Origin of the sequence: Oryzobacter terrae (assembly GCF_042756445.1) — a bacterium.
GTDB classification, from domain to species: domain Bacteria; phylum Actinomycetota; class Actinomycetes; order Actinomycetales; family Dermatophilaceae; genus Oryzobacter; species Oryzobacter terrae.
The window spans coordinates 2,961,330-2,973,792 of sequence record NZ_CP170578.1; the positions used below are offsets into that span (position 1 = coordinate 2,961,330).

A 12,463-nucleotide genomic window follows, 5' to 3' on the forward strand; every position below is an offset into this window, starting at 1 on the left:
CCCCGTACCCTTGAGCACGACCGAAGACCGCCGGTTGTCGCGTGCACCCGCACGAGACCGAAGGTCCCGCCACCTGGTGGGGCACCAGCGCAGGCCACGACGTCCACGAGACGCCCACCGCGAAGCACTGCTCCGCGCGCAGCGATCATGACGAGCCCCGTGCCCTGTGCCGGGGCTCTCTCCATGTGCAGGCCCTTCACCGTCGGTCCACACGACGGAAGGAGGCGCCCATGTCTCGTGCCGACAAGGCCGCGGCGATCGCCGAGCTCAGCGAGAAGTTCAAGAGCTCGAACGCCGCCGTTCTCACGGAGTACCGCGGGCTCTCGGTGAAGCAGATCACCGACCTGCGCAACTCCCTTCGGGGCAACGCGACCTACGCCGTGGTCAAGAACACGCTGACCGAGCTCGCCGCCAAGGACGCCGGGGTGACCGCGTTCGACGGTCAGCTCGTCGGCCCGTCCGCGATCGCCTTCGTCGAGGGCGACCCCGTGGAGGCAGCCAAGGGTCTGCGTGACTTCGCCAAGGCGAATCCCCTCCTCGTGATCAAGGGTGGTGTGCTGGACGGCAAGTCGCTCAGCCCCGCCGAGATCACGAAGCTCGCGGACCTCGAGTCCCGCGAGGTCCTCCTCGCCAAGCTGGCCGGCGCCATGAACGCCTCGCTCAGCAAGGCGGTCTTCCTCTTCGCCGCACCGCTCAGCAAGGCCGCTCGCACGGTCGACGCGCTGCGCGCGAAGGTCGAGTCGGAGGGGCCGGTCTCCGGCGCCGCCGCCCCGGCCGTCGAGGAGACCACTGCCGAGGCCCCCGCGGCCGAGGCCACCGACGTCGCCGAGGGTGGCGACGAGAGCTGACCCCCGGGTCGGCTCACCACGTAAACGCCACTCACGGCACCACGCATAGAGAAAGGACGGTCAGACATGGCCAAGCTCAGCACCGACGAGCTCCTTGACGCCTTCAAGGAGATGACCCTCATCGAGCTCTCCGAGTTCGTGAAGGAGTTCGAGGACACCTTCGGCGTCACCGCCGCCGCTCCCGTCGCGGTCGCCGCCGCGGGCGCCCCGGCCGCTGGTGGCGGCGACGCCGCCGCCGCCGAGGAGCAGGACGAGTTCGACGTCGTCCTCGAGGCCGCCGGCGACAAGAAGATCGCCGTCATCAAGGAGGTCCGCGCGCTGACCTCCCTCGGTCTCAAGGAGGCCAAGGACCTCGTGGACGGCGCCCCCAAGCCCGTCCTCGAGAAGGTCGACAAGGCCTCGGCCGAGAAGGCCAAGGAGCAGCTCGAGGGCGCCGGCGCGACCGTCACCCTCAAGTGACCTGAGTCCCCTCGGGGACCCAGCACTCCGCGAACGGGCGGGTCCGGACCACCAGGTCCGGGCCCGCCCGTTCCCGTGTCCCGGTGCGGACCGCGACCGCGGCCACCCCCGGATCGTGCGGGTCGCCGCCGCCGGACCGCGCGTCACGGCCATCCTGAGCGCGGGTGAGGACCACCACGAAATCGCGTGTCGGCAAGCCCCTTTTGCCGCGCGCGACACGGTTCAATGGTCCGGCGCCACCGACCTACCGTCCGGTAACTTCCGGTCGGGTCGGCAGCGCGCAGTCATGGAAGGAACGACATGGGCGTCGAGATCGCGGTGAGCGGCCTGACCAAACGGTTCGGCAAGCAGCTCATCTGGGGCGACGTCTCGCTGACCCTTCCCGCGGGCGAGATCTCGGTCCTGCTCGGCCCCTCCGGCACCGGCAAGTCGGTCTTCCTCAAGACCCTCGTCGGCCTCCTGCGCCCCGACGAGGGGTCCATCGTCATCGACGGCCAGGACATCACCCGGCTGCGCGGCGACGACCTCTACGAGGTCCGCAAGCTGTTCGGCGTCCTGTTCCAGGACGGCGCGCTCTTCGGCTCGATGAGCCTGTTCGACAACGTCGCCTTCCCGCTGCGCGAGCACACCCGCAAGTCCGAGTCCGAGGTCGCGACGATCGTCCACGAGAAGATGGACCTCGTCGGCCTGACCGGCGCCGAGGACAAGCTCCCCGGCGAGATCTCCGGCGGCATGAGGAAGCGCGCCGGCCTGGCCCGCGCCCTCGTCCTCGACCCCGAGATCCTCCTCATCGACGAGCCCGACTCGGGCCTGGACCCGGTGCGCACGAGCTACATCAACCAGCTCTTCGTCGACCTCAACGCGCAGATCGACGCCACCTTCCTCATCGTCACCCACGACATCAACACCGCCCGCACCGTGCCCGACAACATCGGCCTGCTCTACCACCGGCACCTCGCGATGTTCGGCCCGCGCGAGATGCTCCTGTCCTCCGAGGAGCCGGTGGTGCGCCAGTTCCTCAACGCCCAGACCATCGGCCCGATCGGCATGTCCGAGGAGAAGGACGCCGACGAGCTGGCCGCCGAGTCGGGCCAGGAGCTGCCGCCGCTGCCGCCCATCCCGCTCCAGCTCGGCACGAGCGACCGCAGCCCCCGCCGGGCCGAGCGGGAGGCGGGGGAGTGGTGCCGCGCCAACGGGGTCACGCCTCCTCCCGGCAGCTTCCGCTCGACGACCGCGGGCATCCCCGGCGCGACCGCGGAGGCGAGCGGATGACGGCGGTCGCCAACGGGCTGCGCCAGGCGGGCTCGTTCTTCCAGCTGTGCATCGACGTCGCGAAGGCGGTGCCGAAGCGGCCCTTCCAGCTCAAGGAGATGATCCAGCAGGCGTGGTTCGTCGCCTCGGTGACGATCATCCCGACCGCGCTGGTCTCCATCCCGTTCGGCGCCGTCATCGCCCTCCAGCTCGGCACGCTGACCCGCCAGCTCGGCGCCCAGTCGTTCACCGGCGCCGCCTCGGTCCTCGCCGTCGTCCGCGAGGCCTCGCCGCTCGTCACCGCGCTCCTCGTCGCCGGCGCCGGTGGCTCGGCGATCTGCGCCGACCTCGGATCCCGCAAGATCCGCGAGGAGATCGACGCGATGGAGGTGCTCGGCATCAGCCCGATCCAGCGCCTCGTCGTGCCGCGCGTCCTCGCGACCATGCTCGTCGCGGCGCTCCTCAACGGCCTCGTCTCGGTCGTCGGGATCGTCGGCGGCTACGTGTTCAACGTCCTCGTCCAGGGCGGGACCCCCGGCGCCTACCTCGCCTCGTTCACCGCGCTCGCGCAGCTCGCCGACCTGTGGACCTCCGAGATCAAGGCGCTGATCTTCGGGGCCATCGCCGCGCTCGTCGCCTCGTACAAGGGCCTGACCGCCGGTGGCGGTCCGAAGGGGGTGGGCGACGCCGTGAACCAGAGCGTCGTCATCACCTTCATGTTCCTGTTCGTCGTGAACTTCGTCGTGAGCGCGGTCTACTTCCAAGTCGTCCCGCAGAAGATCTGACGCCGTGGGACGACTCGCCGACACCGCATCGAGGCCGCTGAGGACGCTCGACAGCCTCAGCGACCAGATGCACTTCTACGTGCGCTCGATCGGGTGGGTCCCGCGCACCCTGCGCCGCTACCGCCGCGAGGTCGTCCGCCTCCTCGCCGAGGTCTCGCTCGGCAGCGGGGCGCTCACCGTCATCGGCGGGACCGTCGGCGTCCTCACCTTCCTCGCCTTCTTCACCGGCTCGCAGGTCGGCCTGCAGGGCTACAGCTCGCTCGACCAGCTCGGGACGGGGGCCTTCGCCGGCTTCGTCTCGGCCTACCTCAACACCCGCGAGATCGCCCCGCTCGTCGCCGGTCTCGCGCTGGCCGCCACCGTCGGGTGCGGGTTCACCGCGCAGCTCGGCGCGATGCGGATCAGCGAGGAGGTCGACGCCCTCGAGGTCATGGGCATCCCGAGCCTGCCGTTCCTCGTGACGACCCGGATGATCGCCGGCTTCGTCGCCGTCATCCCGCTGTACGTCGTCGGGCTGCTCAGCAGCTACGCGGCGACCCGCTTCATCGTCACCGACTACTTCGGCCAGTCCAAGGGGACGTACGACCACTACTTCCACCTGTTCCTGCCACCGGAGGACATCCTCTGGAGCTTCGTCAAGGTGCTCGTCTTCGCGATCGTCATCATCGGCATCCACTGCTACTACGGGTACACCGCCCGCGGCGGCCCGGCCGGGGTGGGCGTCGCCGTCGGCCGCGCCGTGCGGACCTCGATCGTCGCGATCAACGTCCTCGACTTCTTCGTCTCGCTCGCGATCTGGGGCGCGACGACCACGGTGAGGATCGCCGGATGACGCCCGCCGGCATCCTCGCGCGCCTGGGCCGGCGCGCGTACGGGATCGCGTTCCTCCTCGTCGTGGCCATGGGGATCACCCTGTCCATCGCGATGTTCAACAAGGTCTTCACCGAGGTCGTCTCGGTCGAGCTGCGCACCGACCGGATCGGCAGCCAGATGCAGGAGGCCTCCGACGTCAAGATCCGCGGGGTCATCGTCGGCGAGGTCCGCAGCATCACCTCCACCGGTGACGGCGCGACGCTGGGCCTGGCGCTCGACCCCGAGAAGGTCGAGCTCATCCCGGCCGGGGTGAGTGCACGGCTGCTGCCCAAGACGCTCTTCGGTGAGCGCTTCGTCGACCTCGTCCCCCCGACGGGTGACCGCGGCCGCACCATCCGCGAGGGCGACGTCATCCCCCAGGACCGCACGACCGTCGCGATCGAGCTCGAGCGCGTCTTCGAGGACCTCCTGCCGCTCCTGCGCACCGTCCAGCCCGAGAAGCTCGCGGCCACCCTCAACGCGCTCGCGACCGCCCTCGACGGCCGGGGCACGAGGATCGGCGAGAACATCGTCCTCGTCGACAGCTACTTCACCGAGATCAACAAGGAGATGCCGCTCATCCAGGCGGACATCAGCGGCCTCGCCGACCTCGCGAGCACCTACGCCGTCGCCGCCCCCGACCTGCTGCGCGCGGCGAACGCGCTGCGGACGACGAACGCGACGATCGTGGAGAAGAAGGACCAGCTGTCGGGGTTCTTCGCCGGGACGGCCGGCTTCGCCAACACCACGGCCGACTTCCTCGAGCGCAACGACAACCGGATCATCCAGGTGGGCCGGGTCCAGCGCCCGACGCTCGCCGTCCTCGCGAAGCACTCCCCGGTCTACCCGTGCCTGTCGCGGGGGATGGTCAACTGGCTGCCGCGGATCCGCGACGTGTTCTCGGGAGGACGGTTCCACATCACGATGGAGCTGCCGGAGCAGCGCGGTGGCTACCGTCCCGGCCAGGAGCCGGCGTGGGGCGACGACCGCGGACCGAGCTGTCGCGGCCTGCCGAACCCCGGTGGGAGCCAGTCGAACCCGCGAGGCGGCCTCACCCTGAACGACGGCACCGGTGGCGCCGCGAGCACGAGCCGCACCGGTGGCTCGGCCCGGTCCGCCCTGCCCTCGGCCCTCCTCGCGCCCGACGCCCTCGCGGTCGCCGGCGTCGACGCCGGCCTCGCGGGCACCGCCGAGGAGCAGCAGGTCGTCGCCATCGCCCTCGCGCCCTACGGGGCGGGGGAGCCGTCGTCGCTGACGACCCTGCTCGCCGGCCCGCTCCTGCGCGGAGGGGTGGTCGACCAGTGAAGACCCTCCCCAGCCTCGTCAAGCTCCTCGTCTTCGTCGTCGTCACGGTGCTCGCCACCGGCGTCCTCGCGGCGACCATCGCCAACGTCCTGCCCGGCGACAAGGCGACGTACAAGGCGGTGTTCAGCGACGTCACGGGTCTCAGCGCGGGCCAGGACGTGCGGATCGCCGGGGTGCGCGTCGGCACGGTCACCGACATCGCCGTCGCGCGCGACCGGACGAGCGCCGAGGTGGCCTTCGAGGTGCTGCGCACGACGTCGCTGACCCAGGGCACCGTGGCGACGGTCAAGTACCGCAACCTCGTCGGGGAGCGCTACATCGCGCTGACCCAGGAGCCCGGCAGCGCGGCCACCCTCGCCGAGGGGCAGACGATCCCGAAGGAGCGCACGCGGCCGGCCCTCGACCTCACCGTCCTGTTCAACGGGTTCAAGCCGCTGTTCGCGGCGCTGTCGCCGAAGGACGTCAACGAGCTGTCGGCGCAGATCATCTCGGTGCTCCAGGGCGAGGGCGGCGACATCGACACCCTCCTCGGGCAGACCGCGAGCCTCACCAAGACCCTCGCCGACCGCGACGCCGTCATCGGCCGGACCATCGACAACCTCACGACCGTCCTCACGACCGTGGAGTCGCACGACGAGGCGTTCGGTGAGCTCCTCTCACAGCTGCAGCGCTTCGTCTCGGGGCTGGCGGCCGACCGCGAGGCCATCGGTGGCTCCCTCGACGACATCAACCGGGTCACCGGCGACACCGCCTCCCTCCTCGCCGCGGGACGCCCCGACATCAAGTCCGACGTCGCCAACCTGCGCGACCTCGCGGGCACCCTCAACGAGCCGGAGAACACGCGGCTGTTCGAGAGGTTCGCCCAGACCGCCCCGGGGAAGATCGACACGATCACCCGCACCGCCACCTACGGCTCGTGGTTCAACTTCTACCTCTGCCGCTTCGACGCGAGGAACGTCGTCCTGCCGACCGGGCCCACCCCCGGCGACCTCGGCTACGACGTCGACGCCGCGAGGTGCCGATCGTGAACGGACCCCTGAAGGAGAAGGACCCGCTGCGCCTGGGCGTCGTCGGGATCCTCGTCATCGTCGTGCTCCTCGTCCTGGCGTTCAACGCCTCGACCCTGCCCGTCATCGGCGGCGGCGACCGCTACAGCGCCGCGTTCACCGAGGCCGGCGGGCTGCGCGACGGCGACGACGTCCGCGTCGCCGGGGTGAAGATCGGCGACGTCACCGGCGTCGACCTCGACGGCTCGCACGTGCGGGTCGACTTCCGGGTCACCGACGACCGCGTCGGCTTCGGCCCGCAGACCGCGGCCTCGATCCGGATCAAGACCCTCCTCGGCGAGAAGTACCTCTCGCTGGAGCCGCGCGGCACCGGCCAGCTGGAGGAGGGCTCGGAGATCCCGCTGACCCGCACCATCTCCTCCTACGACGTCGTCTCGGCGTTCTCCGACCTCACGACGACGACCGAGCGGGTCGACACCCAGCAGCTCGCCGACTCCCTCGACGTCCTCGCCACGGAGTTCAAGGACACCCCCGAGAACGTGCGGGCCGCCCTCGACGGCCTCGGCCGGCTGTCGGCGACGATCGCCTCGCGCGACGAGAAGCTCAAGGAGCTGCTGCGGGCGGCCAACTCCGTCACCGGGACCGTCGCCGAGCAGAACGCCGTGGTCGACCGGCTCATCGACGACGCCGACCTCCTCCTCGTCGAGCTCGAGAAGCGCCGCGAGGCGATCAACACCCTGTTCCGGAACACCTCGGCGCTCGCCACGGAGGTCACCGGCCTCGTCCGCGACAACCGGGCCGAGCTCAGGCCCGCCCTCCAGGAGCTGCAGAAGGTGCTGGCCACCCTCCAGAAGCACGAGCAGGACCTCCAGCGCACGATCGTCGCGATGGCCCCCTTCACCCGGGTCTTCGCGAACACGCTCGGCACCGGTCCGTGGTTCGACACCTACATCCAGAACCTCACGGTCCCGACGGGGACGGTGGGCTGATGGCACGCCTGCGCCTCCCCTCGCTGCCGAGCCGGTTCCGCCTGCCCGCGCGCGACTCCCTCCCGTCGGTGAGCCCACGCGTGGCGACGGTCGCCGGGATCGTCGTCGTCGCCCTCGTCGCCGCCGCCTTCCTCCTCTGGCCCCGACCGGAGCCGGTGCGGGTCTCGGCCGACTTCGTGCGTGCCGTCGGGCTCTTCCCGGGCTCGGACGTGCGGATCCTCGGCGTCAAGGTCGGCGAGGTCCTCGAGGTCGAGCCGCGCGGCGACCGGGTGCGCGTCGAGCTCGAGTTCACCCCCGAGCACCCCGTGCCCGCGAACGCGACGGCCGCCGTCGTCGCGCCCTCCCTCGTCAGCGACCGCTACGTCCAGCTGCTGCCCGCATACACGGCGGGCCCGAGGATGGCGAGCGGCGCGCACATCCCGATGGAGCGCACGGCGGTCCCCGTCGAGCTCGACCGGGTCAGCCAGAGCCTCGACGACCTCATGGTCGCGCTCGGTCCGACCGGCGCCAACGAGGAGGGCGCCCTCTCGCGGCTGCTCGAGACGAGCGCCGCGAACCTCGACGGCAACGGGCAGGCCCTCCACGACACGACACGTGACCTCTCGCGCGCCGTCCAGGCCTTCAGCGAGGGACGCGGCGACCTGTTCTCCACGGTGAAGAACCTCAACACCTTCAGCGAGACCGTCGCGGCCAACGACGCCCAGGTCCGCCGGCTCAACACCAACCTCGCGAGCGTCACGACCTCGCTCGACGCCGAGCGCGACGACCTCTCGGCGGCCCTGGCCAACCTCGCCGTCGCCCTCGACGAGGTGACGTCCTTCGTCAAGGACAACCGCGCCCTCCTCAGGGACGACGTCGCCCGCCTCGCCGACGTCACCGGCTCGGTCGTCGAGAAGCGCAACGAGCTCGCCGAGACCCTCGACAACGCCCCCGTCGCCCTCTCCAACCTCCAGCTCGCCTACAACGCGCGCAGCGGGACGCTCGACACGCGGGCCAACGTCGAGGGCCTCGACAAGCCCGGACTGCTCCTCTGCTCGCTCATCACCGGACCCACCGGCACCGGCAACACCGACCTCTGCAAGACCTCCGGCCTCGAGGACCTCGAGCTGCCCGAGCTCCCGCCGCTCGGCGGCAACGCCAAGCTCCCGCTGACCCTCAACGGCGCCGACCCGACCCTGGGAGGGCTGCTCGGATGACGACCCGACGCCCGCGCGCCCGCGCCCTCACCGCCCTCGTGGTGGTCCCCGCCCTGCTCGCCGCCGGCTGCTCCGCGGCCGACCTCCCGCTGCCCGGCGGGGCGAAGGTCGGGGGGAGGCAGATCACCGTGCGCGCCGACTTCGCCGACGTCCTCGACCTCGTCGCGCGCTCGTCGGTCAAGGTCGACGAGGTCACCGTGGGGGAGGTCACCGACATCGAGCTCTCCGGCTGGACCGCGCGGGTCACGATGCGCATCCCCGCGTCGGCGAAGCTCCCCGACGACGTGCGCGCCGAGCTGAAGCAGACCTCGCTGCTGGGTGAGAAGTACGTGGCGCTCGTCCGCCCCGAAGCAGGCGGCACCGGGACGCTCGACGAGGGCGACCTCATCCCGCTCGCGCGCACCGGGCGCAACCCCGAGGTCGAGGAGGTCCTCGCGGCGATGTCGCTGCTCCTCAACGGGGGAGGGGTCGGGCAGCTCAAGGTCATCGAGACCGAGCTCAACAACGCGCTGCGCGGCAACGACGAGGAGATCGACAGCCTCATCACCAACCTCACGACGTTCGTCGGCGGCCTCGACGAGCAGAAGGCCGACATCGTGCGGGCCATCGAGGGCATCGACCGGCTCAGCGCCCGGCTCGCCGAGCGCAAGGACGACCTCGCCGCGGTCCTCGAGGAGACGCCGAAGGGGCTGAAGATCCTCGCCGACCAGCGCGAGCAGCTGACCGCGATGCTCACCGCCCTCGGCCGCCTCGGCAAGGTCGGCAGCACGGTCATCCGGGCCTCACGCGACGACACGCTGGCCAACCTCGCGGCGCTCAAGCCCGTTCTCGGGCAGCTCAACGCGGCCGGCGACGACCTGCCGCGCTCGCTCGAGCTGCTGCTGACCTACCCCTTCCCCGACGCCGCCACGACGGCCATCAAGGGCGACTACACCAACCTCCACGTCACCGGCGACTTCGACCTGCGCGACATCGAGGTGCTGCCGCAACCGACGCGGCCCGGGCCGCGGCCGACCCTGCCGATCCCGTCGCTGCCGATCCCGAGCCTGCCGATCCCGAGCCTGCCGATCCCGTCGCTGCCGGTGCCGACCATCACCGTGCCCACCGTCCCGGGGGTGCCGCTGCCGACGCCGACGTCCACCCGCACCGGCGGCCCGCTGTGCCCGCCGCTGTGCGCACAGGCCGAGCAGGACCGCTCGTGGGAGACGCTCTACACCGGGGGGACCTCGTGATCCGCCGGCTCACCCGGATCCAGCTCGCGATCTTCGCCGTCGTGACGATCGTCGGGGTCTCGATCCTGTCGGCGAGCTACGTCGGCCTCGTCGAGCGCGTCCTCGGCGGCGGCCCCACCGTCGTCGCCGACCTCGGGACCTCCGGCGGCATCTTCGTCGGGTCCGAGGTCACCTACCGCGGGGTCCGCGTCGGCCGGGTCTCCGAGCTCTCGCTCACCGACGACGGGGTCCGGGTCCACGCCCGCCTCGACCGGGGCACGGAGGTGCCGAAGGACACCCGGGCCGTCGTCGAGAACCGCTCCGCGGTCGGCGAGCAGTACCTCGACCTCCAGCCGCGAGCGTCCGGTGGTCCCGTGCTCGCCGACGGCGACGTCATCGCGCGCGACGACACCGAGACGCCGCTGCCGGTCGAGAAGCTGCTCCTCGACGTCGACACCACCGTGCGGTCGGTGCCCAAGGACGCCCTCGTCACCACCGTCGACGAGCTCGGCACGGCCTTCAGCGGCAGTGGGCCCGACATCGCGCGGCTCATCGACAGCGGCGACCTGCTGACCCGGGCGGCCATCGAGGCGCTCCCGGACACCGTCGCGCTGCTGCGCAGCGGCAGGACGGTGCTCGACACCCAGCGCGACACGGCCTCGCAGATCACGACCTTCTCGGCCAACCTCGCCCGCATCTCCGAGACGGTCCAGGCCTCCGACCCCGACCTGCGCGTCATCCTCGACCGTGGCGCCGTGGCGAGCAAGGAGCTCGAAGCCGTCGTCCGCGAGAACGACCGCACCCTCGGCACCCTCCTGGCCAACCTCGTGACGATCGGCCAGGTCACGAGCTCGCGGGTCGACGGCATCGACCAGATGCTCATCACCTACCCCGAGGTCGTCGCCGGCGGGTACACCGTCGTCCCCGGCGACGGCACGGCGCACTTCGGCGTCCAGCTGACGAACGACCCGCCGGTGTGCACCCGCGGGTACGGCGGGACCGAGAAGACCGACCCCAACCGCACGCAGGACCTGCCCCCGCTCAACCGCGACGCGCGCTGCTCGCTGCCCCGCGGCTCGGCGAGCGCCGTCCGCGGCGCCCAGAACGCCCCGGGGGCCCGCAGCGTCGGCCGCACGAGCCTGACCATGGCCTACGGGTCCGACCCGGTCCCGCTCGGGACGACGGCGTACGGTGCTCCCGCCGACGTCTCGGTCCCGGCGGCGCCGTCCGGCGGCGACCGCTGGTCCTGGATCCTGGAGGAAGCCACCCGATGACCCACCCCGCCCCCGCCGAGACCACGACGGAGGCACCCGACCCCCTGCGGGCCCGGGTGCGCGTGCTGTGGGCGCTCGTCGCGGTCGTCCTCGCCCTCACCGCCGTGCTCGCCGTCACCCGGGGCCGGGCCTGGCTCGAGACCCGGCAGGTCGAGTCGGCCCAGCGCGACGCCCTCGCGGCCGGGCGCCAGCTGGCCGTGAACTTCGCGACGCTCGACTACCGCACGGTCGACGCCGACACGGGGCGGGTCCGCTCGGGCGCGACGGGGGAGTTCCTCGCCAGCTACACGAAGAGCCTGTCGGACCTGCGCTCGGTCGTCATCGAGAACAAGTCGACCTCGACGGTCGAGCGGGCGGAGGCCGCCGTCGTCAGCGGCGACCGCGACTCGGCCTCGGTCATCGTCGGGGTCGTCGCACCCACGACGAACACCAACGCCCCCGAGGGCGAGAAGAAGACGTACCGGATGAAGCTCGGCCTGCGCGAGGTCGGCGGCACGTGGAAGGTGGAGCGCCTTGAGTTCGTCGGATGACCGCCGCCGCCCGCGGGTGGCCGGCCACCGCCGGCGCCCGCGACCGCCCGAGGAGGGTGCGGACCGCGCCGTCGCGCAGCGCCCCGAGCCGGCCACCGGGCCGACACCCGGCGCCGGGCCGACACCCGACGCCGGGGTCCCCACCGCCTCGCCCGAGGAGCGGCAGGCACGCCGCCGGGGCATCGCCCGGGCCCTGCGCGCCCCCCTGGCGGCGCTCGCCGCCGCCCTCGTGCTCCTCGCCGCCGTCACCGTCGTCACCCTCGGCGACCCGGGAGCCCGCGACCGCGACGCCCGGGCGGCGACCGCCGCGGCCCGCGCCGACCTCGAGCAGCTGCTCTCCTACGACCACCAGACCCTCGAGCGGCAGGCGGCGGCCAACGGCGCCCTCCTCACCGGGGCCTTCCGGACCGAGTACGCCGACACGATGGCCAGGACGATCCTCCCGCTGGCCCAGAAGGAGAAGGCGGTCGTGCGGGCCCGGTCCTACGAGGCGGGGGTCATGGCCCAGACCGACGACACGGTGACGGTGCAGGTCTTCCTCAACCAGGCCAAGACGAGCGCGGCGCAGGAGCAGCCCTCGGTCGACCAGAACCGGGTCATCGCGACGATGCAGCGGGTCGGCGAGCGCTGGCTCATCGCGCGCCTCGAGGCCTTCTGACCCCGCCGTTCGGCCGGTCCGCCCGGCCCGGACGCGCCGAAAGCGGCCGTTTGCCTTGACGGGGCGGGGGCGACAAGCCATCCTGTTCGCGTCGCCCG

The 12,463-nt window shown here is 71.9% G+C and carries 13 protein-coding genes; all 13 read left to right on the forward strand.

The window, feature by feature from the left end:
• The first annotated feature begins 230 nt into the window (after nt 1–230).
• Nucleotides 231–848, forward strand: coding sequence for a 50S ribosomal protein L10 (rplJ, locus tag ACFWN3_RS14110; protein ID WP_377640591.1), 618 nt, complete (start codon nt 231–233; stop codon nt 846–848).
• A 66-nt stretch (nt 849–914) separates the two neighbouring features.
• Nucleotides 915–1,307: a 50S ribosomal protein L7/L12 gene (gene rplL / locus ACFWN3_RS14115; protein WP_377640593.1), complete on the forward strand. Its 393-nt coding sequence runs from the start codon at nt 915–917 to the stop codon at nt 1,305–1,307.
• Nucleotides 1,308–1,607: 300 nt separating this feature from the next.
• Nucleotides 1,608–2,579 carry an ABC transporter ATP-binding protein gene (locus ACFWN3_RS14120; RefSeq protein ID WP_377640595.1) on the forward strand — a complete coding sequence of 324 codons (972 nt, stop codon included), beginning with the start codon at nt 1,608–1,610 and terminating at the stop codon, nt 2,577–2,579.
• Entirely contained in the window at nt 2,576–3,343 is a 768-nt protein-coding gene (locus tag ACFWN3_RS14125) for an MlaE family ABC transporter permease (protein WP_377640597.1), read from the forward strand. Before ACFWN3_RS14120 ends, ACFWN3_RS14125 begins: the two co-directional genes overlap by 4 nt.
• 67 nt (nt 3,344–3,410) lie before the next feature.
• Nucleotides 3,411–4,175, forward strand: a complete 765-nt coding sequence (locus tag ACFWN3_RS14130; RefSeq protein WP_377645622.1) for an MlaE family ABC transporter permease — start codon at nt 3,411–3,413, stop codon at nt 4,173–4,175.
• Nucleotides 4,172–5,500, forward strand: coding sequence for an MCE family protein (locus ACFWN3_RS14135; protein WP_377640599.1), 1,329 nt, complete (start codon nt 4,172–4,174; stop codon nt 5,498–5,500). Before ACFWN3_RS14130 ends, ACFWN3_RS14135 begins: the two co-directional genes overlap by 4 nt.
• Nucleotides 5,497–6,528 carry an MCE family protein gene (locus tag ACFWN3_RS14140; protein ID WP_377640602.1) on the forward strand — a complete coding sequence of 344 codons (1,032 nt, stop codon included), beginning with the start codon at nt 5,497–5,499 and terminating at the stop codon, nt 6,526–6,528. The genes ACFWN3_RS14135 and ACFWN3_RS14140 overlap by 4 nt, the downstream gene beginning before the upstream one ends.
• Nucleotides 6,525–7,496: an MCE family protein gene (locus ACFWN3_RS14145; RefSeq protein WP_377640604.1), complete on the forward strand. Its 972-nt coding sequence runs from the start codon at nt 6,525–6,527 to the stop codon at nt 7,494–7,496. Before ACFWN3_RS14140 ends, ACFWN3_RS14145 begins: the two co-directional genes overlap by 4 nt.
• Nucleotides 7,496–8,692: an MCE family protein gene (locus tag ACFWN3_RS14150; RefSeq protein ID WP_377640606.1), complete on the forward strand. Its 1,197-nt coding sequence runs from the start codon at nt 7,496–7,498 to the stop codon at nt 8,690–8,692. The genes ACFWN3_RS14145 and ACFWN3_RS14150 overlap by 1 nt, the downstream gene beginning before the upstream one ends.
• Nucleotides 8,689–9,924, forward strand: coding sequence for an MCE family protein (locus tag ACFWN3_RS14155; protein WP_377640607.1), 1,236 nt, complete (start codon nt 8,689–8,691; stop codon nt 9,922–9,924). Before ACFWN3_RS14150 ends, ACFWN3_RS14155 begins: the two co-directional genes overlap by 4 nt.
• Complete coding sequence (locus ACFWN3_RS14160) at nt 9,921–11,177, forward strand: MCE family protein (RefSeq protein ID WP_377640609.1); 1,257 nt, start codon at nt 9,921–9,923, stop codon at nt 11,175–11,177. The genes ACFWN3_RS14155 and ACFWN3_RS14160 overlap by 4 nt, the downstream gene beginning before the upstream one ends.
• Nucleotides 11,174–11,707, forward strand: coding sequence for a hypothetical protein (locus ACFWN3_RS14165; protein ID WP_377640611.1), 534 nt, complete (start codon nt 11,174–11,176; stop codon nt 11,705–11,707). The genes ACFWN3_RS14160 and ACFWN3_RS14165 overlap by 4 nt, the downstream gene beginning before the upstream one ends.
• Nucleotides 11,691–12,365, forward strand: a complete 675-nt coding sequence (locus ACFWN3_RS14170) for a hypothetical protein (protein WP_377640613.1) — start codon at nt 11,691–11,693, stop codon at nt 12,363–12,365. The genes ACFWN3_RS14165 and ACFWN3_RS14170 overlap by 17 nt, the downstream gene beginning before the upstream one ends.
• Nucleotides 12,366–12,463: the final 98 nt, after the last annotated feature.

Excerpts from the sequence above, each read along its gene's own strand:
- ACFWN3_RS14135 (WP_377640599.1), top strand. The coding sequence starts at position 4,172 with ATGACGCCCGCCGGCATCCTCGCGCGCCTGGGCCGGCGCGCGTACGGG.
- ACFWN3_RS14120 (WP_377640595.1), top strand. The coding sequence starts at position 1,608 with ATGGGCGTCGAGATCGCGGTGAGCGGCCTGACCAAACGGTTCGGCAAG.
- ACFWN3_RS14130 (WP_377645622.1), top strand. The coding sequence starts at position 3,411 with ATGCACTTCTACGTGCGCTCGATCGGGTGGGTCCCGCGCACCCTGCGC.
- ACFWN3_RS14155 (WP_377640607.1), top strand. The coding sequence starts at position 8,689 with ATGACGACCCGACGCCCGCGCGCCCGCGCCCTCACCGCCCTCGTGGTG.
- ACFWN3_RS14125 (WP_377640597.1), top strand. The coding sequence starts at position 2,576 with ATGACGGCGGTCGCCAACGGGCTGCGCCAGGCGGGCTCGTTCTTCCAG.
- ACFWN3_RS14150 (WP_377640606.1), top strand. The coding sequence starts at position 7,496 with ATGGCACGCCTGCGCCTCCCCTCGCTGCCGAGCCGGTTCCGCCTGCCC.
- rplJ (WP_377640591.1), top strand. The coding sequence starts at position 231 with ATGTCTCGTGCCGACAAGGCCGCGGCGATCGCCGAGCTCAGCGAGAAG.
- rplL (WP_377640593.1), top strand. The coding sequence starts at position 915 with ATGGCCAAGCTCAGCACCGACGAGCTCCTTGACGCCTTCAAGGAGATG.
- ACFWN3_RS14165 (WP_377640611.1), top strand. The coding sequence starts at position 11,174 with ATGACCCACCCCGCCCCCGCCGAGACCACGACGGAGGCACCCGACCCC.